The 24,710-nt window shown below is 54.8% G+C and carries 23 protein-coding genes; all 23 read left to right on the forward strand.

The genetic code is table 11. The features are described from left to right. Nucleotides 1–1,316: 1,316 nt before the first annotated feature. The 23 genes from ydgT (at nt 1,317) to CLM71_RS14420 (ending at nt 24,698) form a co-directional block, all read left to right on the forward strand. Nucleotides 1,317–1,532, forward strand: coding sequence for a transcription modulator YdgT (gene ydgT / locus CLM71_RS14305; RefSeq protein WP_105231607.1), 216 nt, complete (start codon nt 1,317–1,319; stop codon nt 1,530–1,532). Nucleotides 1,533–1,689: 157 nt separating this feature from the next. Beyond that, nucleotides 1,690–2,109, forward strand: coding sequence for a universal stress protein UspC (gene uspC / locus CLM71_RS14310; RefSeq protein ID WP_105231608.1), 420 nt, complete (start codon nt 1,690–1,692; stop codon nt 2,107–2,109). An 89-nt stretch (nt 2,110–2,198) separates the two neighbouring features. Beyond that, on the forward strand, nt 2,199–3,233 hold the full coding sequence (locus CLM71_RS14315) for an NADP-dependent oxidoreductase (protein ID WP_105231609.1): 1,035 nt from the start codon (nt 2,199–2,201) through the stop codon (nt 3,231–3,233). 1,439 nt (nt 3,234–4,672) lie between these two features. Further along, complete coding sequence (gene tagV, locus CLM71_RS14320) at nt 4,673–5,176, forward strand: type VI secretion system accessory protein TagV (RefSeq protein ID WP_105231610.1); 504 nt, start codon at nt 4,673–4,675, stop codon at nt 5,174–5,176. Between the two features lie 26 nt (nt 5,177–5,202). After that, nucleotides 5,203–5,730: a type VI secretion system lipoprotein TssJ gene (tssJ, locus tag CLM71_RS14325; RefSeq protein ID WP_105231611.1), complete on the forward strand. Its 528-nt coding sequence runs from the start codon at nt 5,203–5,205 to the stop codon at nt 5,728–5,730. A 42-nt stretch (nt 5,731–5,772) separates the two neighbouring features. Then, on the forward strand, nt 5,773–7,119 hold the full coding sequence (gene tssK, locus CLM71_RS14330) for a type VI secretion system baseplate subunit TssK (protein ID WP_105231612.1): 1,347 nt from the start codon (nt 5,773–5,775) through the stop codon (nt 7,117–7,119). 3 nt (nt 7,120–7,122) lie between these two features. Next, the gene (locus tag CLM71_RS14335; protein ID WP_105231613.1) at nt 7,123–8,346 is read left to right on the forward strand and encodes a DotU family type VI secretion system protein; all 1,224 of its coding nucleotides are present in this window, start codon (nt 7,123–7,125) and stop codon (nt 8,344–8,346) included. Next, nucleotides 8,346–11,993, forward strand: coding sequence for a type VI secretion system membrane subunit TssM (gene tssM, locus CLM71_RS14340; protein WP_105231614.1), 3,648 nt, complete (start codon nt 8,346–8,348; stop codon nt 11,991–11,993). Before CLM71_RS14335 ends, tssM begins: the two co-directional genes overlap by 1 nt. 22 nt (nt 11,994–12,015) lie before the next feature. Continuing rightward, entirely contained in the window at nt 12,016–12,735 is a 720-nt protein-coding gene (tagF, locus tag CLM71_RS14345) for a type VI secretion system-associated protein TagF (RefSeq protein ID WP_105231615.1), read from the forward strand. A 29-nt stretch (nt 12,736–12,764) separates the two neighbouring features. Further along, nucleotides 12,765–13,790, forward strand: a complete 1,026-nt coding sequence (gene tssA, locus CLM71_RS14350; RefSeq protein WP_105231616.1) for a type VI secretion system protein TssA — start codon at nt 12,765–12,767, stop codon at nt 13,788–13,790. Nucleotides 13,791–13,920: 130 nt separating this feature from the next. Continuing rightward, a complete protein-coding gene (gene tssB, locus CLM71_RS14355) occupies nt 13,921–14,460 on the forward strand; it encodes a type VI secretion system contractile sheath small subunit (protein ID WP_105231617.1) in 540 nt (179 codons plus the stop codon). Between the two features lie 3 nt (nt 14,461–14,463). Beyond that, a complete protein-coding gene (gene tssC, locus CLM71_RS14360; protein ID WP_105231618.1) occupies nt 14,464–15,969 on the forward strand; it encodes a type VI secretion system contractile sheath large subunit in 1,506 nt (501 codons plus the stop codon). Between the two features lie 23 nt (nt 15,970–15,992). Then, nucleotides 15,993–16,532 (forward strand): type VI secretion system amidase effector protein Tae4, encoded by a 540-nt coding sequence (locus tag CLM71_RS14365; RefSeq protein WP_105231619.1) that lies wholly within the window; start codon nt 15,993–15,995, stop codon nt 16,530–16,532. Continuing rightward, nucleotides 16,529–16,972 (forward strand): T6SS amidase immunity protein Tai4 family protein, encoded by a 444-nt coding sequence (locus tag CLM71_RS14370; protein ID WP_105231620.1) that lies wholly within the window; start codon nt 16,529–16,531, stop codon nt 16,970–16,972. The genes CLM71_RS14365 and CLM71_RS14370 overlap by 4 nt, the downstream gene beginning before the upstream one ends. A 189-nt stretch (nt 16,973–17,161) precedes the next feature. After that, a complete protein-coding gene (locus CLM71_RS14375) occupies nt 17,162–17,644 on the forward strand; it encodes a type VI secretion system tube protein Hcp (protein WP_015672867.1) in 483 nt (160 codons plus the stop codon). 79 nt (nt 17,645–17,723) lie between these two features. Continuing rightward, the gene (locus CLM71_RS14380) at nt 17,724–18,551 is read left to right on the forward strand and encodes a peptidoglycan-binding protein (protein WP_105231621.1); all 828 of its coding nucleotides are present in this window, start codon (nt 17,724–17,726) and stop codon (nt 18,549–18,551) included. 12 nt (nt 18,552–18,563) lie between these two features. Beyond that, nucleotides 18,564–19,358, forward strand: a complete 795-nt coding sequence (locus CLM71_RS14385; protein WP_105231622.1) for a lysozyme inhibitor LprI family protein — start codon at nt 18,564–18,566, stop codon at nt 19,356–19,358. Between the two features lie 29 nt (nt 19,359–19,387). Then, on the forward strand, nt 19,388–19,765 hold the full coding sequence (locus tag CLM71_RS14390) for a T6SS amidase immunity protein Tai4 family protein (RefSeq protein WP_105231623.1): 378 nt from the start codon (nt 19,388–19,390) through the stop codon (nt 19,763–19,765). A gap of 63 nt (nt 19,766–19,828) precedes the next feature. Next, the gene (locus CLM71_RS14395; RefSeq protein ID WP_105231624.1) at nt 19,829–20,209 is read left to right on the forward strand and encodes a T6SS amidase immunity protein Tai4 family protein; all 381 of its coding nucleotides are present in this window, start codon (nt 19,829–19,831) and stop codon (nt 20,207–20,209) included. A gap of 390 nt (nt 20,210–20,599) precedes the next feature. Continuing rightward, nucleotides 20,600–20,953 (forward strand): hypothetical protein, encoded by a 354-nt coding sequence (locus tag CLM71_RS14405; protein ID WP_105231626.1) that lies wholly within the window; start codon nt 20,600–20,602, stop codon nt 20,951–20,953. Between the two features lie 78 nt (nt 20,954–21,031). After that, entirely contained in the window at nt 21,032–22,897 is a 1,866-nt protein-coding gene (gene tagH / locus CLM71_RS14410; protein WP_105231627.1) for a type VI secretion system-associated FHA domain protein TagH, read from the forward strand. Continuing rightward, a complete protein-coding gene (locus CLM71_RS14415) occupies nt 22,897–23,670 on the forward strand; it encodes a PP2C family serine/threonine-protein phosphatase (protein ID WP_105231628.1) in 774 nt (257 codons plus the stop codon). The genes tagH and CLM71_RS14415 overlap by 1 nt, the downstream gene beginning before the upstream one ends. Before the next feature lie 26 nt (nt 23,671–23,696). Next, on the forward strand, nt 23,697–24,698 hold the full coding sequence (locus CLM71_RS14420; protein ID WP_105231629.1) for a type VI secretion system-associated protein: 1,002 nt from the start codon (nt 23,697–23,699) through the stop codon (nt 24,696–24,698). The last annotated feature ends 12 nt before the right edge of the window (nt 24,699–24,710 follow it).

Here is a 24,710-nt window from a genome sequence, read left to right on the forward strand (position 1 = left end):
CGATTTCACGCTCCCGGAACGTCATTCAGTAAATAATTCGCTCTCAAATCCATGTGAATAGGTATGCAACACCCTGCTCCGCTGGTTGCGAAATCACGGTGAAGCTTTTTTACAAGTTAATAAGATTATTCCTAAACAACAGCAACTCTACCCCCGATCCGTTAGCACACACAACGCAAGCATACGGCAATTTTAAATACAATGTGACGTAGATCACAAAAATGCAGCCTTTTTAACTCAAATATCAGGTTGGCAGCATTTTTTTTGCACAGATCAACGCGCAAAAAAGCGCCACAAGTAAAAAAACGTCTGAAAAGAGATATTTATCAGCCAAAAAAATAGCTTTTTTAGATCAATTCGAACAAAAGCGTCACCAAACCAAAATCACAGAACAAAAATCTGCATATCTCGGATAAATACAGAGTAAATAGCTAGTTAACAGCAATCTAACCATCAGCACGCTAACAATTAGCCGCATCAACTATAAGGTTGTTTGTAGGTAAGATATCGCAAAAAGTGCAGATTTCAGTGAATCACTATTCGACAATAGCGAATAGTCTTGGCAAAGCGCCGGGCTAGTGCGGGACAAAAGCCAAGAGATGTAACAAAGCATATCCACCGGCGCGGGCCATCTGCATAAAATAAATGTATAGAGCGCGTTAATCTAACTATCGGCAGGATTGTTTAATCCTTTAATTGTTTTTTTATATTTCCGCAAAAAAACAATCTGAAAAATTGCGCCAGATTAATACGTTCGCGGAGTTTTGTATTTTCCCGTCTTTTATGCCAGGTGTATATTTCCTTTATCCCTGCCATTCATCGCTCAAAACCAACGGCTCAGACACTCGCCTGTTTATCGTTTTCCCGCCGATGTGCCAGGCCAGTGTTCGACACCAAATGTCCCCCGAATAGCCGGACGTTTTCTCACTCGGGGTTATCGCGGCCCCCAAGCAACGCAAAACAGGTTGCCGGCGCATCCCGCCCATCGGCACAGATACGCCACACTTCCCCGCCGCCTTCCGGAAATATTCAACACGCCATGACTGACATAAATCTGAAAATGCAGCCTGAACGCTGCCGGCCAGCTTAAGACTAGGCTGAATTCATAAAAAATCGGGCGTTGCCGCATTGCTGACAACGCACGGGCATATTACTATTCTGGCGCTTATGCGCACTTGGCGCGTTATTTTTCACCGGTGCTCGTTTTTCACCATAGTTTCTACTTTTTAGTCTGTCGTCCATACACGGCAACGGTGCAATCACTCTACATATGTGATTTTTCCTAATCACAACTATTAACAGGCTATATTTAAATCATGACAACTACCCTAGAATACCTGATGACATTTCGTAAATGCTCCAGCCTGGACAGCCTGGAAAAGGTTTACGACAAGCTACACTACTCGATTGATAATGATACAGAAATGAGCAACATGTACCGTGCGGCAGACCACCGGCGCGCCGAGTTGGTTTCAGGTAAACTGTTTGACCTGGGAAAAATTCCTAAAACATTATGGGCCCGCGTGCTTTAATTTTTTCCTGCGAATCATAACGTGCGCAACCACCGTTATCTTTAATTGCTCAATAAAGGCTTTTTGGAAAATTTATTGTCGCGCGTGATGCAAAACACGGTTATTTCCCTCATCAGCTTCTACGATTATTTATCGGGACAATAGATGGAGAGGAAATATGGGATATCAAAAGGTGCTGGTTGCCGTCGCCGTGGCCGCCGACAGTCAATTATTAGTGCAAAAAGCGGTCTCCATCGTCCGTCCCTACAGCGGACAGCTCACGTTGTTAAGCATGGTGGCGAACCCTGAGCTTTATAATAGTTTCGCCGGCCCGATGCTCGGCGATCTGCGCAACCTGATGGAAGAAGAGACCCGATTGTTCCTGGAACAACTCCGCCAGCAGGCCGGCTATCCGATCGCCGACTTACTGGTGGTGCAGGGAGAACTGGGGGACGGCCTCAGCTACGCCTGCCAGCAGCGCAGTTTTGATCTGGTTATCTGCGGCAATCACAGCGGCCATCTGATGAACAAGCTGAGCTGTTCAGCCGCGCGGTTTATCGATACCAGCCGGACAGATGTGCTGATCGTCCCGCTCTGACCCGGCGCGGCGCGGAGCACTTTCCGTTGGTTGTTCCCCATCGCTTCTGACTAGACTAGGGGCTGGTACCCGCAGCTCAGGAGCGTTTTATGTCTCAACAACCACAAAACAATCGCCGGATCGTGCTTGCTTCACGGCCGCACGGCGAACCCACCCCGGAAAATTTACGTCTGGAAACGACCGACGTACCGCAGCCCGCCGCAGGCCAGGCGTTACTGCGCACTGTTTATCTGTCGCTCGACCCTTATATGCGCGGCCGGATGAGCGATGCCCCTTCTTATGCTCCCCCGGTAGAAGTTGACGACGTCATGGTCGCCGGCGCCGTATCGCGCGTCGTCACCTCACAACATCCGGATTTTAAACCCGGCGACTGGGTGCTGGGCGCCACGGGTTGGCAGGACTACTCACTTACCGACGGCAGCAACGTGCGCAATCTTGGCGCACACCTGGAACACCCCTCACGCCTGCTCGGGGTATTAGGCATGCCCGGTTTTACCGCCTATATGGGATTACTGGACATCGGCCAGCCGCAGCCCGGCGAAACCGTGGTGGTTGCCGCCGCCAGTGGGGCGGTCGGTTCGGTGGTCGGCCAAGTGGCGAAACTGAAAGGCTGCCGCGTGGTCGGCATCGCCGGCGGCGCAGAAAAATGCCGCTATGTGAAGGATGAGCTGCAGTTCGATGATTGCATCGATCATCGCGCCGACGATTTTGCCGAACGGCTCGCCCAGGCTTGCCCAAATGGCATTGACGTTTATTTTGAAAATGTCGGCGGCGCGGTGTTCGACGCGGTAATGCCTTTACTGAACGCCAGGGCGCGCATTCCCGTCTGCGGCATTATCGCCCAATATAATGCCACTGGCCTGCCCAACGGACCGGATCGCCTGCCAATGCTGCAGGCGCTGATCCTGCGTAAACGCATTCGCATGCAAGGTTTTATCATTTTTGACGACTATGCGCCGCGCTTCACTGAGTTCCTGCAGCAAATGGAAACCTGGGTCAATCAGGGCCACATAAAATTCCGCGAAGATATCATCGACGGCCTGGAGAACGCCCCGCAGGCCTTTATCGGCCTGCTCAGAGGGAAAAACTTCGGCAAACTGGTTATTCGCGTCGCAGAAGAGTAATCAATATCATGCCGCTGGGGGCGCTCGCCCCCAGCATGGGTAAACCTAAGATTTAGCTCAACCCATTAACTTTTTTACCAGAAAAAACCTAGACTCATGCGTTCAGCCCACCATGGCATGAGTGCTTTACAATCAAAAATCGCCATCCCCACCCCCGCCACCAATGAGATTTATCTGAAATAATATTCGATTAATTTATGTATTTCTCTATATTTATCATGTGAATGGTAAGGATAGAAAATCAGCGAAAAGTTAATTTTCGTTAAAAAATAGTTTTAATTAAGAGGGTTAAGAGACACCTGACTCATAAGCTTTTGGTATTACCAATTCACCAAATCATACACATGGAAAATGGGATGCATTTTAACTCGCTGTTTATATTGCATAAAAATAAAAAATTGCGTAAGTTAGCTTCACCAAAATGGGTTACTCGCGGTCATTTTGCAAATGCCTGTGGCTATTGTAAACTGCAGCCAGACCCGTGGATGTGTAAAGATTGTTAAATATTCGGATAATAAAACGCTCTATTTGTGACAGATACGCCCTCGGGATCGCGCGTTAATCCCGTGCGGTAGCCATGCCTGAACGGCAAAAATAGTATGTGTCTGCTTATCATTAAACATGGCGCGAATTGAGGCACACGGCGCTGCCAGACGCCAGTCTGAGCGGCACCTGCAACGTTCAATCGCTCGCTAATCATTAAGCAAAAATCATCACATTATCCGCTGTTTTCCAGCTTAATAACGCGTAACCGTCGCATGCAACAAGGCTCGCTATTCCCCGGTCCCTGCGCCCGAACGGATGTGCGCCTGATGCCATGCATACGCATAATCATTTGTTTTAGGGAACGTTACCTTTTATTTCCCTGTCGTTTACATAATTTCTTGTGACGTAGCCTGATATCTATAAAACCTAAAACGGGACTGTTTTGAGCGGTGCTGCGTGGCAGCGCGCTGATATCCACAGGAAGCCTTACACACACAATGAAAGCTACCACTACCATGTTGTTACGCTACGGCGTCTCTCCTTGTCTGGGCCACCAGCAGGAACATTATCTTCTGGGAAGCCGCCGTTTTTACCTGGGTAAAAACGGCGGCTTCTCCATGCCTGCTGCCCACACCACCGCAGGGAAAACGCGACGACCAGGCGCTGCCGTTTCACGGCGGGATGCCGGCAGCCGTTTTTCCCGCCGGCCTCGTCCTGCCCTGCCGCGTTACTCCCCACCCCTGACAGAAATGCATCCGCACTGGCGCCATCGCGCAGGCCTAAGCCCTTTGCCGCACCGGCACTCGGCGGCGCCAGTCCAGAACCATTTCCCTATGGCAACGCGCGTCGTACCCCGTCATCCACATCGCCAATGCGCAGCCGCAGTGACGATGAACGTTGATTAATCACCGCGCTTCTAGCCGACAGACAACAAAAGATATAAAGAGGATATTGTGAAAATACGGATTACGATGACACTGCTTTCCGCCCTGATCCTTGCCGGTTGTTCGACGCCGCCGCCGCCGCCGGTCATCAGTTCAGATACCCTGGTCACCAGCGAAATCAACGGCGTGAAGCTGCAGCACCGTATGGCGATCGCCGCACCGAAACAGTTCAAACCGATTAATGAAGAGTACCGCAGCCTGTACGCCGCCAGCGTCATGACCCAGCCGGGTTACGGTGGCGCCACCGTTACGCGCCTCGACAACGCCGCTTCCTTCTACGCGCTCGGCGAAGTGGAAAACGACTGGCTGGCCATCTCCGCCGTACGCGGCGGCGACCTGATGGGTTATATCCAGAACAACGCCGGCGTGCCCGAAAACAAATACAAATCAACCTTGCGAAAAGACCGACCGCGCCGTGCACGCGCCGCCGCCAAACCGCAAAACTGCGTTCAGGTCGGCAGCGACGGCAAAGCCTGTAAAGACGCCAAATCGGCCACCTGGATCCTTGAGTAGTCCCCTTTCGCTGGGAGTCATTGATAATGAAATCATCATTCGCCCCGCGTGCGTGGGGTTTTAGCCTGCTGATGCTGGGCGCGCTGCTGCTCAGCGGCTGTATGTCTTCGGCAAAAAGCGTGCCGTCGCGCTACAGCCTGACGTTTGACGCCGTCCCGCAGGTCAATGCCGCCGCCGGCCAGCGCCCCGCGCCGATCAAGGTGCGCGTGCTGCTGCTGCGTTCTGACGCGGAATTTATGGATGCCGACTTCTTCAGCCTGCAAAACGACGCCAAAAGCGTACTGGGCAACAGCCTGCTGGACAGCGACCAGTTTTTCCTGACGCCTGGCCAAAATGGTAAAAAACTGAACGGCCAAAGCACTCTGGAAACGCGCTATATCGGCGTAATCGCCGAATACCAGAATCTGGACGGCAAAGCCTGGCGCATTTCACTGCCGCTGCCCGCCCCGACCGAAACCAATTTCTATAAGGTCTGGCAATTCTCGCCGGATGAGCTGCAAGCGCACGTTGTGGCCGATGTTAACGGTCTGCGCATCGTCAAAGACGAAGACTGATTATTTGGGGCGGGCGCGCCCGCCCTCTACATAGGTGTGATGATGAAAGATGCTCATAAAGTGGTCTGGAGTGAAGGGATGTTTCTGCGTCCCCACCATTTCCAGCAGGCGGAAAACTACCTCGAAAGTTACGTGCGTAACTGGGGACAGGCGCATAACGGGTGTTTCTGGGGCTTTTTGACCCTTGAGCTGGATCAGACCCTGCTGCGTCAGGGGAAAATTGCCCTGACCGCCGCCAGCGGCATTATGCCGGACGGCACGCCATTCCGTTTCAACGGCGCACAGCAGGCACCGGCCCCGTTGGCCATTGCCGAGAACAAAACCGGCGAAAATGTTGTACTGGCATTGCCGACGTACCGCGCCGGCCGTGAAGACGTTATCTTCCAGGAGTCGCCGGACGCGCTGGCGCGCTATCTGGCTTACGAAAATGAGGTGGACGATCTCAATGCGGTCTCCGTCGGCAGCGCAGCGCTGCAGTTCGGCAACCTGCGCCTGCGCCTGATGCTGGAAAGCGATCTGAACGCCGAATGGACCGCCATGACCGTCACCCGCGTGCTGGAAAAACGCAGCGACAACAGCCTGCGCCTGGAGCCAGACCTGATTCCGCCGACGCTCAACTGCCAGAGCAGCCCGGCACTGAAAACTTTTATCAACGATCTGCAGGGCCTGCTGCAGCAACGCAGCCAGCAGATGAGCCAGCGTCTGCTGCAGCCGGGCCGCGGCGGCAGCTCCGAAATGGTCGATTTTATGCTGCTGCAGCTGGTGAACCGCTATCTCGGCCAGGTCAGCCATGCCTGGCACCTGGAACATCTGCACCCGGAACGCCTGTTTGCCGAATGGCTGCAGTTCGCCACCGAGCTGTCCAGCTTTTCACCGCAGCGCACGCCGGAAGGCCGCCTGCCGGTATACGATCACGACAACCCGGCGCTGTGCTTCGGTAAACTGATGCTGCTGCTGCGCCAGGGGCTGTCGGTGGTGCTGGAAGACAATGCTATTCAGCTGACGCTGGTCGAACGCTCGCACGGGCTGAACGTGGCGACGGTGCAGGACACCAAAATGATGCGCGACTTCGGCTTTGTGCTGGCGGTACGCGCCGACGTCGCCGCCGACGTGCTGCTGACCCACTTCCCGGCGCAGATGAAAATTGCCCCGGTGACGCGCATCCGCGATCTGGTGCAGCTACAGCTGCCGGGCATCGGCCTGCGCACCATGCCAGCCGCGCCGCGTCAGATTCCGTACCACGCCGGCTATACCTACTTCGAGCTGGAGAAAGGCGGCGATCTGTGGAAACAGATGGAAAAGTCCAGCGCCTTCGCCCTGCATCTGGCAGGGGAATTCCCGGGTCTGGATATGGAATTCTGGGCTATTCGCAGCCATACGGACCGATAAGCTATGACACAGGAAAACATCCAGGCCGCGCAGTGGGATAACCCGTTGGTGGCCGCCGCCAATCCACTGTTGAATGCGATCTCGCAAATCCGGCAGTCGGCGACGCACGCTAATCCGGCGCAGCTGCGTCAGCAATTGATCGATGAAGTTCGCCGTTTTGAAGTCCGCGGCCAACGCGCCAATCTGCCGTATGAAGTGATTATCGGCGCGCGCTACTGCCTGTGCACCGCGCTGGATGAAGCCGCCGCCCTCACCCCTTGGGGCAGCAACAGCGTCTGGTCGGGCAGCGGCCTGCTGGTCACCTTCCATAACGAGACCTGGGGCGGCGAAAAGTTTTTCCAACTGCTGGCCAAGCTGTCGCAGAGCCCACGCGAGCACATTAACCTGCTGGAGCTGGTCAACTACTGCCTGCTGCTGGGCTTTGAAGGCCGCTACCGGGTGATGGAAAACGGCCGTTCGCAGCTGGAAACCATGAAACAGCGCCTGCTGCAGCTGATTCGCTCGGTGCGCGGTGGCTATGCTCCGCCGCTGTCGCCGAACGCGGTCGATCTGCCGGTGCAGCAAAAACTGTGGCGACCGCTGGTGCCGCTGTGGGCCTGCGCGGCGCTGACCGGTTTCCTCGCCTCGCTGCTGTTTATCGTACTGAACTGGCGTCTGGGCGATGCCACCAGCCCGGTGCTGGCCTCCATCTACCAGACCAACCTGCCGCAGGTGACGATCGGCAACCCGGCGCCGGCCGCGCCGCCGGTGCTGAGCCTGAAAAGCTTCCTGCGTAAGGAGATCGCCGAAGGCCTGGTCGTAGTGCGCGATGAAGCGCAGCAAAGCGTGGTGATCCTCAAAGGCGATGGACTGTTCAACTCTGCCGCCACCAGCGTACGCCCGGCGTATATCCCGGTCATCGACCGCATCGCCAAGGCAATGAACGGCGTCAGCGGCAAAATCCTGGTGACCGGCTATAGCGACAGCCAGCCGATCCGCAGCGCCCGTTTCGCCTCGAACTGGGAACTTTCGCTGGCGCGCGCAGAAGCCGTCAGCGAACGGCTGCAAAAACATCTTGATAACCCTCAGCGGGTGAAAGCGGAAGGCCGCGGCGAAAGCAACCCGGTCGCGCCGAACAACAGTAAAGAGAACCGCGCATTGAACCGCCGGGTTGAAATTACGCTGTTGGTTGCGCCAGAGAATACTCAGGCGGAAATCAACGGACTGCAGCAAGGAAACGGAAAGTAATGCTTAGTACGTTATTCTCCATCATCACCAGCCGCCTGTTATGGGGTTTTGCCGGCATCAGCGCCATGGCGTTCATCATCTGGATGATCGGCCCGCTGGTGGCCATCGGCGATTACCGTCCGCTGGAGCCGGAACTGAACCGCATCATCACTATCGCGGTGATCTATCTGATTTGGGTGCTGTGCCGCATTGTGCCGCGCATCTACAGCGCCTGGTTCAACCGTAAGCTGCTCAGCAACCTGCGCGCCAGTGAGCAGGCGCCGGCCGACGACGCCGACGCCAAGGCGGAGCCGCAGCAGGATCAACTGCTGGCGCAGCGCTTTGACGAAGCCGCCCAACTGCTGAAAAAAGCGCGTTTTGCCCCCGGCCAGGGGGATAAACACCGCTGGATGACCCGCTTCAGCCGCCAGTATCTGTATCAGTTGCCCTGGTATGTGATTATCGGCGCGCCGGGCGCAGGGAAAACCACCGCGCTGGTGAACTCCGGCCTGCACTTCCCGCTGGCGGATCGCTTCGGCAAATCGGCGCTGCGCGGCGTCGGCGGCACCCGCAACTGCGACTGGTGGTTCACCAACGATGCCGTGCTGCTGGACACCGCCGGCCGTTACACCACTCAGGAAAGCCAGCGGGAAGAAGACGCCGGCGAATGGAAAAGCTTCGTCAACCTGCTGAAGAAATACCGCACCCGCCAGCCGATCAACGGCGTGATGGTGACCATCAGCGTCGCCGACCTGATGACGGAAAGCGCCGAAGCACGCAATGCGCAGGCCAGCGCCCTGCGCAAACGGCTGATTGAACTGCACGAACAGCTGGGCATCCACTTCCCGGTGTATGTGATGGTGACCAAAACCGACCTGCTCAACGGTTTTATGGCCTACTTCAGCGGCTTTGACAAAGCGCAGCGCGACCAGATCTGGGGATTCACCTTCCCGTATGAGCGCTCGCGCCAGCCCGACTTCAACCTCAGCGGCGAATTTGAGCAGCAGTATACGCTGCTGCAACAGCGTCTCGACGCGGCACTGCCGGATACGCTGCTGGTGGAACACGATGCCCGCCAGCGCTCGGAAAGTTACCTGTTCCCGCAGGAATTCGCCGCACTGCGACCGTTGCTGGCGCAGTACCTGGACGTGGTGTTCGCCACCTCCAGCTTTGAAACGCGCTTCACGCCGCGCGGTATTTACTTTACCAGCGGCACCCAGGAAGGCCTGCCGTTCGACCGGGTGATGGGCGAACTGAACCGCTATCTGCAACTGCCGTCAGCCGGCAACGGCCAGCGCAACGGCGCGCAGACCTCCTGGGACAGCGTCAACGACGATGCACCAATCCCGGCGGCCAAAGGGCAAAGCTTCTTCCTGAAAGAGACGCTGGAAACGGTGATCTTCCAGGAGTCCGGGCTGGCCGGCAGCAACCGCTGGTGGGAGTACCGCAACCGTGCGCTGCACTGGGCCGGTTACATCGCTCTGGCGGTGGTGCTGGCGATTCTGGGGATTTTCTGGTTCACCAGCTACGGCAATAACAAGGCCTATCTGGCCGAAGTCTCCGCCAAGGCGCCGTCGGTGGAGCGTCAGGGCCAGGGGCTGACCCAGCTGAACTCCGGCGATATGTTCGCCCTGCTGCCGTTCCTGAACAGCGTGCTGCATCTGCCGGACAGCCAGAACTTTTCGCTGGACGATCCGCCGTTCACCTACCGCATGGGGCTGTATCGCGGCGATCAGGTCAGCGACGCCAGCAACGCGCTGTATCAGAAAACGCTGCAAGAGCTGCTGCTGCCGCAGGTGGCGCAACAGATCGCCACTACCCTGCGCAACGATAACCACAGCGACGCCGATTTCAGCTACGAAGCGCTGAAGGCTTACCAGATGCTGTATCTGCCGAAGCAGTACGACGGCAAATTCCTGCGCGCCTGGGTAATGCTCAACCTGCAGCGCAATCTGCCGCAGGGCAGCACCCAAAAACAGCTGCAGCAGTTGGAATGGCACCTGAGCCAGTTGCTCGACGGCCAGATTCAGGCTTCGCCTTACGCCAAGGATGAGGCGCTGGTTAGTCAGGCGCAGGCCGCCATCAACCGCGCTCCGCTGTCGCAGCGCGTGTATGGTCGTCTGAAGCGTCTGTTGCTGAATCAGACCGAGATTAAACCGGTTCGTCTGGTGGATCTCGCCGGCCCGCAAACCGAGCTGGCGTTCTCGCGCAAAAGCGGCAAGCCAATCACCGACGGCATCCCCGGCCTGTTTACGCCACAGGGATATTGGAAAGCGTTCGACAGCAATATCGACAAAGTGACCGATACGCTGCGCCAAGAAGATGTCTGGGTGCTGAACACCCAGACGCCGGAGCAGAAAAGCGCCGATCTGACGAAAACCGTACGTCAGCTCTATATGCAGGATTTTATCGCCGTCTGGGATGAACTGCTGGGCGATATTCAGCTGGCCCACATTGGCAACCTGACGCAACGCATCAGCAGCGCACGCCTGCTGTCCGGCAACCCGTCGCCGATGCGCAACCTGCTGGTCAACGTCGGTAAAAACGTCACGCTGCGGGAAGAGAAAGAGGGTGAGGAAGCACGCTCGCTGGCGAATAAAGCCGGCGAATCCATCAACCAGAGCGCCAACCGTACGCTGGAAGCCCTGTTCACCAACCGCCCGAGCAACGCCGACGGCGACGTCTCCGCCCAGCCGGAACAGGTGGTGATGGCGCACTTCGCACCTCTGCTGGAACTGGCCCAGGGCCAGGGCGAAGGCAGCAAAGCGATTGTGTTTGACGGCGTTCTGAAACAGGTCGACGAGCTGTACAGCTATCTGACGGCAGTTCAGGGTGCGGCCAACAGCGGCATGTCGGCGCCGCCGAGCGACGTGATCCCACGCCTGCAGGCGGAATCCGGCCGTTTGCCGACGCCGTTTAAACAGATGCTGTTATCGCTGGCGATCGGCGCCAGCAGCGATACCCAACGCAAGGAGATGGAGAACGTAAAAAAGCGCATCAGCTTTGAGGTCGGCAGCTTCTGCCGACAGGCGATAGCTGGCCGCTATCCCCTCTCCTCGCGTTCAAAACGAGACGTCACGCCGGATGACCTGGCGCGCATGTTCGCGCCCAACAGCGGGCTGATGGACAGCTTCTTCCGTGAAAACCTGCAGGGCAAAGTGGACACGACCCGCGCCAACTGGCGTTTCACCCCGGGCGTCGATGGCAAAACGCTGCCGGGCGGCGAAGGTATCTTGCGTTCGTTCCAGCAGGCGCAGCGTATTCGCGACGCCTTCTTTGCCAACGGCACCGCTACGCCGTCGTACCGCGTGACGGTGCGTCCGGTGCGGATGGATAACGATATTCTCAATATGACGCTGGATATTGACGGGCAGCTGTTCAAATACAGCCATGGTCCGCTGGTGCCGCTGGTGGTCAGTTGGCCGGGCACCCGTAATACCAATCAGGTGCACCTGCAGCTGGCGCTGGCGAACGGCACCACCGCCAGCCTGCTGACCAGCGGCCCCTGGGCGCTGAATCGCATGGTCGATATGGCGAGCCTGTCGGCCGGCGGCAGCAGCCTGAGCCGTCAGGCGACGTTTAACCTCGACGGCCACCGCGTCACGCTGGAATTCACCGCCAACAGTATCCGCAATCCGTTCCAGCTGCCGGCATTCTCTTGCCCGTAGCCCCGAAAGGACATTCATCACCATGAGCAACGACCAAAGCCCGACAGCGAGCATCGGCTGGTATGGAAAGATTCCCACCGCCGGTGATTTTTTACAGCGCCGCCTGCCCGACTTAGTGGTCAGCAACTGGGCCCAGTGGTTTCACAACGGTTTAGTCAACCAGAAACAAAACTTGCCCGATAACGCCAGCAACCCGTTCAGCAATGCGCCGGTGTGGAATTTTGTGATTCCCGCAACACTCGGCAGCCAATATATCCAGATGGGCTGCCTGCTGCCGGCGCGCGACCGCGTGGGGCGCCACTACCCGATCTGCGCCATCCGTCTGTTTACGCCGGAAGAGTGGCATATCCAGCAGTTGAATATGGCGGCGGAATGGTATCGGCAACTGGGCCACACCCTGCTCAACGGCGTGCGCAACAGTTTTTCCGCCGAGCAGATCGACCAGAGCCTGCTGAACATACCGCCGCTGCCGACACCGCCGGAAGAGAGCGAGTCCGAAATCCTGTCGATTATCGGCTTTCGCCATCCGGATCTGCCGGGGCTTGGCTGGCAACAGGCCGCTGACTGTTTCGACCCGGCGCAGTACACCAGCTTTTGGTGGACCAATCAGGCCGATGGTCATCCGCTTTATACCCATGTACACAGCGGTAACCTGACGGTGCAGCTGTTCTCGCTGCTGTTTGAGCCTAACGGCTGGGCGCGTCCCGGCCGCGGCGGGCAATATCCGCAAATGTTTGATTAACAGCGTTTTCATTTATCTAGAGACTGTGTATGGCTATCGAAACCCTGCTGACCCCGATTAACGCGGATTCTCCCTGCGGCGACAATCTGGAATATGACGCTGACTTTTTAGCGATGGAGCAGGCCTGTGCCGGCAAGGCTGAGCAGCAGTTCGGCGACACCATTATTCCGGCTGAAGCGCCGGATTGGGTGCAGGTGGAGCGCCTGGCGACCGCACTGCTGGAACGCACCAAGGATCTGCGGGTAATGCTGCCGCTGACGCGCGCCTGGACACAGCTGCGCGGCCTGCAAGGCTATGCCGACGGCCTGACGCTGATTCATCAGGCGCTGGATCGCTACTGGGAACCGTTGCTGCCGCAGCTGGAATTTGACGGCGAAGCCGACCCGCTGTTCCGCATTAACGTGCTGGCGGATCTCGGCGACAAGTCCGCCCTGGCCGGCTGTGTACGATCCGCCTGGCTGCTGAAAAGCGCCGCCGGCGAGATTATGCTGCGCGACGCCTGCTCGCTGCTGGATGGCAGCAAGCAGGAGTGCCCTACCTTCCCCGGCGGCCGCGCCCGCCTGCAGGATGAGCTGGGCCAGCCGGAACAGCCGGCGGTGGCACTGGTGCGCACTATCCTTCTGCAACTGGCCGCCATTCGCGACATCGTGACGCGCCACTTGGGCGAAAGCGCGCTGCCGGAAATGCACACCCTGCTGAAAATGTTCAACGTGATTGCGCAGGCCGGCGGCACCACGGCGCCGGACGTCGCAACGCCGGAAGCACACGACGAGCAGCAACCCGAGCAGCCCGCCAGCGCCCAACCGGCCGCAGCGGCGGCGCTCAACTGGCGCAGCGCGCAGATTCAGTCGCGCGACGATGCCCAACTGATGCTGGAAAAAGTAAAAAGCTATTTTCAGCTGAATGAACCGAGCCATCCGGCGCCGCTGATGATTGACCGCGTGCAGCGCCTGATCGCTCTGGACTTTATGCAAATCGTCCGCGACCTGGCGCCCGATGGTCTTAACCAACTGGAAACCATTCTTGGGCGCACTGATAACGACGACAACCACTGAAACTGAACCCCGGCTTGTCGTTTTTCGTTTCGACCACTATCGTTGCCTGTAGTAACAGAAACAGGCCAGAATTTGAACGACGCCGTTACCGATGGCAATCGTTCCTAATCGTCATTAGATGGAGTAACTCATGGCAAACTCGAAATCCCGCAGCGGACAGAAGTTCATCGCCCGCAACCGCGCGCCGCGCGTCCAGATTGAATATGATGTCGAAATCTACGGCGCAGAACGCAAAATTCAGCTGCCGTTTGTAATGGGTGTGATGGCGGATTTGGTCGGTAAACCGGTAGACCCGCAGCCGAGCGTCGACGAACGCAAGTTCCTCGATATCGATATCGACAACTTCGACGAACGCATGAAGTCGTTGAAGCCGCGCGTGGCCTATCAGGTAGACAATACCCTGACCGGTGAAGGGAAGCTGAACATCGATCTGTCCTTTGAAAGCATGGACGACTTCTCCCCTGCCGCCATCGCCCGCAAGGTTGATTCGCTGGGCGGCCTGCTGGAAGCACGCACCCAACTTTCCAACCTGCTTTCCTACATGGACGGTAAAAACGGCGCCGAAGAGCTGATCTCCCAGATCCTGCAAAACCCGGAGCTGTTGAAATCTCTGACTAACGCGCCGAAACCGGCGGAGAAAAAAGACGACAATAACGAGCGTGAGGATTAATTGATGAGCAACTCGCCTCAGCAACAACAAGCGTTACAGACTAACGAAACCTTATCCAACGACGAGTTCAGCGCACTGTTGAACAAAGAGTTTCGTCCGAAGACCGATCAGGCGAAAGAAGCCGTCGCCAACGCGGTGAAAACGCTGGCGCAGCAGGCGCTGGAAAACACCGTGACCGTTTCCTCTGACGCCTATCGCACCATTCAGGCGTTGATCGCGGAGATTGATGAAAAGCTGTCGCAGCAAATCAACAAAATCATTCACCATGAAGATTTCCAGAAGCTGGAAGGCGCCTGGCATGGCCTGCATTATCTGGTTAACAACTCGGAAACCGATGAGCTGCTGAAAATTCGCTTTATGAGCATCTCGAAGAAAGAGCTGGGCCGCACGCTGAAGCGCCACAAGGGCGTGGGCTGGGACCAAAGCCCTATCTTCAAGAAAATCTATGAAGAAGAGTATGGCCAGTTCGGCGGCGAACCGTTCGGCTGCCTGGTGGGCGACTACTACTTCGACCATAGCCCGCAGGACGTTGAACTGCTGGGTGAAATGGCCAAGATCAGCGCCGCGTCCCACTGCCCGTTCATCGCCGGCACCGCGCCAAGCGTGATGCAGATGGAATCCTGGCAGGAGCTGTCCAACCCGCGCGACCTGACCAAAATCTTCCAGAATACCGAATATGCCGCCTGGCGCAGCCTGCGCGAGTCGGAAGACGCGCGCTACCTAGGCCTGGTGATGCCGCGCTTCCTGGCGCGCCTGCCTTACGGCATCCGCACCAATCCGGTTGATGAGTTCGACTTCGAAGAAGATACCGACGGCGCAACGCACGGCAACTATACCTGGACCAACGCCGCCTACGCGATGGCGACCAACATCAACCGCTCCTTTAAAGAGTACGGCTGGTGCACCGCGATCCGCGGGGTGGAATCCGGCGGCGCCGTAGAGAACCTGCCGTGCCACACCTTCCCGAGCGACGACGGCGGCGTGGATATGAAGTGCCCGACCGAGATCGCCATCAGCGACCGTCGCGAGGCGGAACTGGCGAAAAACGGCTTTATGCCGCTGGTGCACCGCAAAAACTCCGACTTTGCCGCCTTTATCGGCGCACAGTCACTGCAGAAGCCGGCGGAATATTACGACGCCGACGCCTCAGCCAACGCCCAGCTGTCTGCACGCCTGCCATACCTGTTCGCCTGCTGCCGTTTCGCGCACTACCTGAAGTGCATCGTGCGCGACAAAATCGGTTCCTTCCGCGAACGCGACGATATGGAACGCTGGCTGAACGACTGGATCATGAACTACGTAGATGGCGACCCGGCCAACTCCTCGCAGGAAACCAAGTCCCGCAAACCGCTGGCCGCGGCGGAAGTTCAGGTGGAAGAGATCGAAGATAACCCGGGCTACTACAGCGCCAAGTTCTTCCTGCGTCCGCATTACCAGCTGGAAGGCCTGACCGTTTCCCTGCGTCTGGTGTCGAAACTGCCTTCGCTGAAGAAGAATGACGCGTCCTGATGCGCCGATGACAGGCTGCGGTAATGCGCAGCCTGATTAAAATAAGGATATTGTCTATGGGCACGAGGCCACGTTTTCTTGCAGCATGGGCTGCTGCAAAAAATATTTATGATCCCAATGATCCGTTGGGAAAAGTAAAAAATACTATCGGCGGTGCTGTAAAACGCAATTTCGATATCCCTGTAAATAAAGGCGGATGGGAAAATAGTTGTGCAGTAAGAATGAGTTACGTTCTTAACTACACGGGCCACCCCGTCCCCAGGATAAGTCAGTTAACCGTCTCTGGCGCAGATAAGAAATGGTATTTTTTTCGAGTCAGGGACTTGATTGCCTACCTTAACACTACATGGGGAAAGCCAGATTTAATAATGAGTTACCCGCAATTGCCTGTAGCTCAACTGGCTAATAGGAAAGGGTTAATTCTATTCGAAATTACGGGCTGGAGTAACGCCGGCGGACACGCAACCTTTTGGAATGGTTCTCAGTGTTCCGATCATTGTTATTTTAATGAGGCTAGTGCTCAGTACTCGACCACACATGCTAACTTCTGGGAATTACCATGAGTAAGTTGATAATAACCAGTCTCACTACGGTCTTAGTAAGTCTTTCCCTGCAATCATTTGCTAAAGATGCCCAGGACCCGGTAGCATTTATCAAGCAAATGCCTTATCAGCAGGCGGTCAAAGAACTGGCATTATCCCGTTGCTTATCTCAGGTTTCTGATTCAGACAAAACTTTTTCTATTGACGCTGCTAGAACGGCTAATGCAATAAGAGACTGGATACCGTTTGATATAGAGTCTGGAGATGATAGAATCAACGCGCTTATTGATAAATTCAAGTCAAGAACCAATGAATTTCATAGCGAGTCTGAAACTAACAGTCAGGGTGTTACCCTGAACTGCCTGCGGTTATATCACAGCCATGAATTAGATGGTTTGTCCCGCACGTTAATCGTCGGCAATCCAACTCACTCATGGGAAACAGATAACCCGCATAAATAATTATTGAGTTATTACTATTTAGAATAGTATCTCGATAAACAATACCGATAGTTTTCGGTATTTCATAAGGTGCATGGCACAAGGAGCGTTAAATGGTAGTGCATTGCCAACTTTCCAATTCCTGCTGCTATTACCTGATTTTTCAACGCAACGTTAATATTATTAACCCTTAAAAAGAGTGAATAAACTATGGCTATTGATATGTTCCTGAAAGTTGAAGGCGCCAGCGGTGAATCTAAAGATTCCAACCACAAAGGCTGGACCGACATTACTTCTTTCTCCTGGGGCGCGTCCCAACCGGGCAACATGAGCGTGGGCGGCGGCGGCGGTGCCGGTAAAGTGTGCTTTAACGACCTGCACGTTAACGCGCTGGTTGATAAATCCACCCCGGCTCTGCTGAAGCACTGCTCCAGCGGTAAGCACCTGACCAAAATCGAACTGTCCGTCTGTAAAGCCGGCGGTACTCAGGTTGAGTATGTAAAAATCACCCTGGACGACGTACTGGTTACCGCTGTGCAGTACACCGGTTCAGGCGGTGAAGACACCGTCGGCGTAACCTACTCCTTCCAGGCGGCTAAAGTTAAACAGCAGTACTGGGAGCAGAGCGATAAAGGTGGTAAAGGCGCAGAAAGCAGCGCAGGTTGGAACATCAAAGAAAACCGCGAAGCTTAATCTCAATATAACCTCCCCCTTGGGGGAGGTTTATTCTTGTCCAACTTAAATTTATCTATTAACTTAAAAATAAATAACAATGAAAGCTATCAGGAAAGGTGATAAAGGATCTCATGTAAAATCCCTACAAGAGATGCTTATCGGACAAGGTGCGAATATTTATGCTGATGGTATTTTTGGCGGAAAAACAGAATTCGCAGTCAAGAAGTTTCAGCTTAAAAAAGGTTTACATATCGATGTAATTGCTGGCCGAAAAACTTTTTCAGCTTTAGGCAAACCATCAGTAGTACGGGCACCACAACCCCCCATTGGAGGGAAGTCCGGGCGTCAAGGGACGCGAGCAATGACCACATCACAAAGTGGACTAAGGTTTATATTCAATATTGAATCGTGGCGAGGCGTAAGTAACCATCTTCACTGGCCAGGTGGCGCAAGTGGAGTAACCCTTGGCCCAGGTTATGATATGAAAACGCGTTCTGTTAACTCTATAAAGAACACAATGATCGCCATAGGATTAGATAGTACAACAGCAGATAAGATCAGTAAGGCCTCTGGTTTAAAACACCAAGACGCCAGGATTTTTTCACAAGAAAACCATAATTTGGTTGCTTTAACTGCTGCGCAAGAAACCTCATTACTTAAATTTATCATCCCCGCGTATGAAAAATTAGTGAAAAGTAAAATTCATGTCCCCTTAACCCAACAAGAGTTTGATGCGTTAGTTTGCTTTTCCTATAACCCCGGAGGGAGATTTAACAATGTTGCTTCATTAATCAATCAAAATAGAATATCTGACGCAATGACAGAAATAAAAAGAGCAATAACCTCTGCCGGAAAGGTAATGAAAGGTCTTATCAATAGAAGAAATTACGAAGTTGATCTATATCTAAATGGAAATTATCGATAAGGATAATACCTAATGAATTCATTAAAATTACTAGCCTGCGGATTTATACTTTCTTTCAGCGTATGTGCTGCGGACAAAAACAATAATACGTCAATAGTCTCCCCTATTGAAGGTCAATGGCAAGTTAACCAGGCAAATATCAATAACGATGCCACACGTACGCTTAGTTATCAGTTTAACGATCCGCGACTAGTCGGTAGAGTCATTACTATTAGCAATAATAAAATCCAAACAAACTTGCCAGAAGGCAGTGACTGTCTCACCCCAAAACTTGCTGAAAAGACAATCAGCCTTGACCAATATATTACCGACACGATGGGCGGCGAACACACCATCACGGCTAAAAGCTATGAATTAAACGAGGATGGTAACAAGCATGTTTTGGCCCAAGAAATAACTTGTGCCTCAGGCTCATTCGGCCCTGCCGACAACGCCATGAATGCCCGCATTGCCGTACTCAACGCAAATAAATTACTGGTCAATTGGTATGATGGTTCGTTATTGCAACTTAACAGGTTGCCTGCAAACCCTAAACCCGTTGCCTCATTCGAGTGCTCTAATGCTAAAAGCAACGTTGAGAAAGCGATATGTTCGGATTTTAATTTAGCCGCTTATGATAAAAGTGTCGCTCGTGCCTGGTTGCTGGCTAAAAAACAATCCAACAATATCGGTGATAAAAACTTATCCACATCATTGATGAAATCACAAAAATCATGGTTACAGCAAAGAGATAAGTGCATGAATGACAAAAATTGTCTGACTGAAGCAATGTCGACTCGTATTGACTCACTTTCATCATATTGGTAAGGCTAAATATAACGTCTGAACATTTTGTTATGAAAACAAAAATAAGCCGCTTTCTATTTATCTGTTTTTTATTTTCTTCAAGTGCATCATTTGCAAATGATATGAAAATAGAAAACCTACCACAAAATAAAATATATGACAATTGGCTAATCAGTCGTTGCATCGGTGAATTTACTGACTCAGAAAGCACCCGGCAAGATGCATTCCGCTCTGCCAGTGCTTATCTTGAATTTAGTCAACTACCGATCGAGGCCTTTGACAGCAGCGAAGTGCTGATACATCAGTACCTGCAAAAAAAGAGTAGCGGTTCAGTGCCTGGAAGCTATAACACATTGGCCTGTCTTTCATTACCAACATCAGAACAAGCCAAAAGTATTTTCAAGAAATACGCAGTCATCAGTAAATAAAACAAACACTTTACGGTGGCGGTCAGCATGGGAAATGACAACGTAAAACATGGAAAGATAGTTATGAAAAATAATAAATTATCGTTTCTTAGTTGCCTTAGCCTGGCCTGTTTCTTCACCTCTTTATCTGTCTATGCTGCACCGCGATCTTACCACGGTGATGCAGTGAGCTATCTGAAGAATTACGCTATCAGCGTTTGTATTGCCAAAGGCTATTCGGCAACAGAGGTTAAAAACGACGCGGCCGCAGCGGCAAGAGGCTATAGTGAGTTTGGCGAATACTCACTTGAGGCACATAGCGCAGTGCGCAGTCTGGCTCAACGGTTTCTTGCCAGGCATTATGACAGTATGTCCGGCGAATCGATGACGCTAACTAAGTGCATTGACCTCTATCACAGCCGGGAACTTGATAGCATCATCGAAAAATATAAAGACAAAAATTAATGGATTGGTAATGAACAATGACGTCACTATCTCCACCTTTAACTACTCATATGGATTTGTATTTTCATACTTTACCATCTCCATAGCGTTGTTTGTTTTACTTTTCCATTTAAATAAATACGTCACAAAAAAGCATAGCCATTCACTTTTTATTTTATCGACAGTTATTGTTGTTATTTGCGGAGCCGTGCAGTTCATTGTTTTTGGTGACGGCAATTACTTCTTTAGTCTTTTCTACCCCGTTGAACTTATCAAATACCAAGTCGTGCAGTACGGTGGGTTATTTTTTACCATCGCCTACTCTGTTCTACTGCCACGAAACACGTATTACAAGAAGCTAAAGAGTGATAGTAAAAAAAACCAACATAAAAACAAAAGACAAGGCTAACGATGACAACACCATTATCAACTTACCCTTACTCCTACGGATTCCCTGTTGGCTATTTTTTTATTTCCATTGCGGTACTGCTGGGACTCTACTTTCTACGAAAAAAAACCATACGCCTGCACTGGTTTCCGTTATTTATTGCGCACTTTGGCGTAACAATCGTCTGCATTGCGTTGCAAAGCGCCATCTGTCTTGATGGCGAAGCTATTTTTGACCACATTTACCCGGCTATCGACTTCCCCGATTACCCTGAAGTCTGGTACGGCAGCATATTCTTTATGGTCGCCTATTTTCTGTTACTGCCCCCTGTCACTAACTTTGAAGGCACGTCCGAAACACGGCAACCAAAACAGTAACAACCTCTTTATTCATCACTACCCGCAGCCATGGGCGTGAAAACAGTTTGCATCAAACCTAATCAGCAGGAATGCCTTATGCGATTTTCTATTGTAAAAAACAAAAATGGCCAAAACCCGCCGCAAAGCAGTTGCGACTTCCTGCCGCCGGGCGGCACCATCGGCCGCAGCGTGGACAACAACCTGGTTCTGCCGGATGAAGAGCGCGCGATTTCCCGCCTGCAGGCCATTGTGCATATTTCCGCTGACGGCGAGTGCCGCATCACCAACCGTGGCAACGTCACCCGCGTCCTGCTGAACGACATTCCGCTGGAGCGCGGCCGTCAGGTGGAGCTGCAGGATGGCGATATCCTCGGTATCGATGATTATCAGATCCAGGTCAACGATCTGAATCAGCAGGCCGCGCCGGTGCAGCCGGCAGCCGCTGCGCCACCGGTGCCTCAGGCGCCGGTGGCCGATGCCGCGCCGGCCGCCAAGGCAAACGGCGCCGCGCCGATCCCCAACGAAATCTGGGACAGCCTGGTGGAAGAGTTCACACCGGCAAGCGCCGCCGCGGCCGTACCGCCGAAAGCGGAGCCAGCAGCGCAGCCCGACCATAACCCGCTGCTCGATCGGCCACAGCGCGAACTGAACCCCAGCGACCCGCTGGGCCAACTGGACGGCGATGTCGATCTGCACCAGCTGCAGCAAAAACAGACTGACCCGGCCGAACTGTTCAAAACCGACAGCACCTTCGAGCGCGACAATATCCTGACCGATACCACGCCGAGCACGCTGCTGGCGGAAAACCAGCCGAAACCGGCCAAACCGGAAACGTCAAAACGCCCGCAAGCGGCGGTGACGGAGAGCGGCAATAAAGATGAAGAGCTGGATCCGCTGGCGCTGTTCGGCGGTTCTTCCGCGCCCAGCACGCCTGGCGCATCAAACAGCAACGATCCGCTGGGGCTGCTGATGGGCGGCGCCGTACCGCTGACACAGCCGGAAGCAGCACCAAGCGTGGCCGCACCTCAAACGCCGGCAGCCCCGGTTGAACCGGCAAAGCCTCAGCCTGCACCGCAGCCGCAGGCAGCGCCAAAGGCCAAGCCGCAACCGCAACCGCAACCGCAACCGCAACAACAGGCTCAGCCAACACCAGCGCCGAAGCCACAGCCGCAGGCCGCCGCACCGCAGGAGCCGCCACGCGCGCAGCCGGAACCGCTCGTGCCGCCTGAAGCCGCGCCGCATGTGGAACCCCAGCAGCGTTCTCGCCCGGGCAACCGGCTGGGTATCGATCCTATCGCCTATCAGAACGCCCGCGCCCAAGGCTCGGCGGCGTCTAACGGCGACGTGCTGGAAGGCCCGCTGCTCAAAGCGTTGCTGCAGGGCATCGGCCTGGACGACCTGCAGCCGCAGCCACATTTTGACGAGCAGCAGGTACGTCAGGTCGGTCGCCTGCTGAGCCTGTTCTCTCAAGGCACCGTCGCCCTGCTCTCTTCGCGCTCTATCCTCAAGCGCGGCGTGAAGGCAGAGATGACCATGATTCTCGACGAGGCCAATAACCCGTTCAAACTGCTGCCGTCCGGTAAAACCGTGCTGATGCAGATGTTCGGCAGCCAGATGCCGGGCTTTATGCCACCGGAGCAGGCGGTGCGCGATGCGCTGATCGATCTGCAGGCGCACCAGTTGGGGATGATCGCCGGCATTCGCGCCATCATCGCCGCCATGCTGCAGTCCTTTAACCCGGACCGTCTGGAAGAAGAAGCGCGTAAAGAAGGCTCCGCGCCGCGGCTGGCGCTGCCTTCCAACCGTAAAGCGGCGCTGTGGGACTATTTTGTAAAAAATTACCAGCAGACCTCGGGCGAGATCGAAGATGACTTCCATACGCTGTTTGGTGAAGCCTTCCTGCATGCCTATGATGTTGAAGTGAATCAGTACAAAGACTCCCAAACCAAACCGGACGTGTAATGAATATCACCATAGCCTCTACCTCTAATCAGGGCGGCCGCGCCTCAAATCAGGATCAGACCGGCGAAGTGGTTGGCAACCGTGCAGCCTGTTTCGTGGTGTGCGACGGCATCGCCGGTTTTCCCGGCGGCGAAGTCGCCGCCAAACTGGCGCGCGACACCATCCTGGACAATTTTAACGGCGAAAAACATCTGGATGCGCAGAGCATCCGCCAGCATATCTCGCAGGCGAATGCGGCCATCCATCAGCAGCAGAATCAGTCCGAAGAGTACAGCAAGATGGGCACCACGCTGGTCAGCCTGTTTATCGACCGGGATTACCAGCTGGCCTACTGGGCCCACGCCGGCGACAGTCGCCTGTACCTGTTCCGTCGCGGCTACCTGCACGCGGTTACCACCGACCACAGCCTGATCCAGCAGATGCAGGACGCCGGTTACCAGACCAGCGGCATCAACAGCAACCTGCTGTACTTTGCGCTGGGGCTGAGTGAAGAGCGCGACGCTACCTACAGCGACGTACTGCAGTTAGAGGACGGCGACGTTTTCCTGCTGTGCACCGACGGCTTCTGGCACAGCTTTACCCAGGCCGAACTGGAGCAATCGCTGCATATGGTCAACTCCCCCAGCGAGTGGATCGCCCTGATGCAGCAAGCATGGAAGAAAGACAACAACAGCGATAACTACAGCGCTATCGCCGTATGGATTGGTTCACCGCAAGAGACCACGCTGCTGCATTCGCTGGCGGATGCAGAACGTTTCCTCACGCGCGACTGAACCGCATAACACAGCTAAGGTTAACGATGAAATATTGGATGCCCGGTGTAATCGCCCTGATGGCGGTACCCGCCGTTCACGCGGCAAATTACCGGCTGGTGTATTCTCCCAGCCAGAAACTCGAAGTCTTTATCGACAACGTTAAAAACAACAAGCCGGAAAGCTGGTGTGCGCCAAGCATCCCGCTGCGTATTGTTTCCGCTAACGCAAAGGACGCCGCCATCCTGGACGGCTTCCTGCCGCGGGTAGGCAGCCTGCTGGCGAAACAGTGCCCCAAAGTCAGCCAGTTGCCGTGGACGCTGACCGATAAGGCCGGCAACACGCTGGCAGCCGGCGATGCGCTGAAAAACCAGCGCTGGAAGCCGCAGGTTAAAACGGCGCCGCAGGCGCAGCCGGAAACAACGCCGGAAGCACAGCAGGCAACCGCTATGCCGCCGGCCGCGGTCGCCGTCAGTTCACCGCAGGCCGATGCCGCGCCGGCGCAGGTGTTCGAGCTGCCGAAAGGCTGCAAGTTCCGCACTTACTGGCAAGGCAACGACGCCGGCAGCGCGATGTTCGTACCTGCCGGCGGTAACCTCACCTGCCAAAGCGACGGCTGGCTGAGCGGCAGCGATAAAGTCCAGCTGCAGAGCAATGGCAAAAGCAGCTCGCCGACCATCAGCTTCCTGCAGGGCTACCCGCTGATGAATATTGACGTGGCCGGCCAGACGCTGACCGTGGTCAGCGCCAACCGCCAGCGCATGGTGCTGGCCAATCCGCAGGTGGCCGGCAGCTATCTGGTGCTGCCGTTTGACGCCGCTCAGCACGCCTGGTTCTTCAGCGGCACGCTGATTGCCGAGTTCCCCCGCCAGCAGGCCGCCGATGCCGATCGGGTGAAACAGCGCGTCGCCAAAGTGCGTGAAACCTGGCTGCCGCTGCTCAGCGCCTATCGCGAGCCGCTCAGCGTACGGCTGGTGGATCAGCTGGCCGCCGACCGGGTTGACCCGGCCAGCGGCAGTTATCTGACCGTCCAGAACGCCGCCCACTGATTAAGAGGTATT

The sequence above is a fragment of the Serratia sp. MYb239 genome (assembly GCF_002966855.1).
Classification (GTDB): Bacteria; Pseudomonadota; Gammaproteobacteria; order Enterobacterales; family Enterobacteriaceae; genus Serratia_B; species Serratia_B rhizosphaerae.

Excerpts from the sequence above, each read along its gene's own strand:
- ydgT (WP_105231607.1), top strand. The coding sequence starts at position 1,317 with ATGACAACTACCCTAGAATACCTGATGACATTTCGTAAATGCTCCAGC.
- uspC (WP_105231608.1), top strand. The coding sequence starts at position 1,690 with ATGGGATATCAAAAGGTGCTGGTTGCCGTCGCCGTGGCCGCCGACAGT.
- CLM71_RS14315 (WP_105231609.1), top strand. The coding sequence starts at position 2,199 with ATGTCTCAACAACCACAAAACAATCGCCGGATCGTGCTTGCTTCACGG.
- tssJ (WP_105231611.1), top strand. The coding sequence starts at position 5,203 with ATGAAATCATCATTCGCCCCGCGTGCGTGGGGTTTTAGCCTGCTGATG.
- tssK (WP_105231612.1), top strand. The coding sequence starts at position 5,773 with ATGAAAGATGCTCATAAAGTGGTCTGGAGTGAAGGGATGTTTCTGCGT.
- CLM71_RS14335 (WP_105231613.1), top strand. The coding sequence starts at position 7,123 with ATGACACAGGAAAACATCCAGGCCGCGCAGTGGGATAACCCGTTGGTG.
- tssM (WP_105231614.1), top strand. The coding sequence starts at position 8,346 with ATGCTTAGTACGTTATTCTCCATCATCACCAGCCGCCTGTTATGGGGT.
- tagF (WP_105231615.1), top strand. The coding sequence starts at position 12,016 with ATGAGCAACGACCAAAGCCCGACAGCGAGCATCGGCTGGTATGGAAAG.
- tssA (WP_105231616.1), top strand. The coding sequence starts at position 12,765 with ATGGCTATCGAAACCCTGCTGACCCCGATTAACGCGGATTCTCCCTGC.
- tssB (WP_105231617.1), top strand. The coding sequence starts at position 13,921 with ATGGCAAACTCGAAATCCCGCAGCGGACAGAAGTTCATCGCCCGCAAC.
- tssC (WP_105231618.1), top strand. The coding sequence starts at position 14,464 with ATGAGCAACTCGCCTCAGCAACAACAAGCGTTACAGACTAACGAAACC.
- CLM71_RS14365 (WP_105231619.1), top strand. The coding sequence starts at position 15,993 with ATGCGCAGCCTGATTAAAATAAGGATATTGTCTATGGGCACGAGGCCA.
- CLM71_RS14370 (WP_105231620.1), top strand. The coding sequence starts at position 16,529 with ATGAGTAAGTTGATAATAACCAGTCTCACTACGGTCTTAGTAAGTCTT.
- CLM71_RS14375 (WP_015672867.1), top strand. The coding sequence starts at position 17,162 with ATGGCTATTGATATGTTCCTGAAAGTTGAAGGCGCCAGCGGTGAATCT.
- CLM71_RS14380 (WP_105231621.1), top strand. The coding sequence starts at position 17,724 with ATGAAAGCTATCAGGAAAGGTGATAAAGGATCTCATGTAAAATCCCTA.
- CLM71_RS14385 (WP_105231622.1), top strand. The coding sequence starts at position 18,564 with ATGAATTCATTAAAATTACTAGCCTGCGGATTTATACTTTCTTTCAGC.
- CLM71_RS14390 (WP_105231623.1), top strand. The coding sequence starts at position 19,388 with ATGAAAACAAAAATAAGCCGCTTTCTATTTATCTGTTTTTTATTTTCT.
- CLM71_RS14395 (WP_105231624.1), top strand. The coding sequence starts at position 19,829 with ATGAAAAATAATAAATTATCGTTTCTTAGTTGCCTTAGCCTGGCCTGT.
- CLM71_RS14405 (WP_105231626.1), top strand. The coding sequence starts at position 20,600 with ATGACAACACCATTATCAACTTACCCTTACTCCTACGGATTCCCTGTT.
- tagH (WP_105231627.1), top strand. The coding sequence starts at position 21,032 with ATGCGATTTTCTATTGTAAAAAACAAAAATGGCCAAAACCCGCCGCAA.
- CLM71_RS14415 (WP_105231628.1), top strand. The coding sequence starts at position 22,897 with ATGAATATCACCATAGCCTCTACCTCTAATCAGGGCGGCCGCGCCTCA.
- CLM71_RS14420 (WP_105231629.1), top strand. The coding sequence starts at position 23,697 with ATGAAATATTGGATGCCCGGTGTAATCGCCCTGATGGCGGTACCCGCC.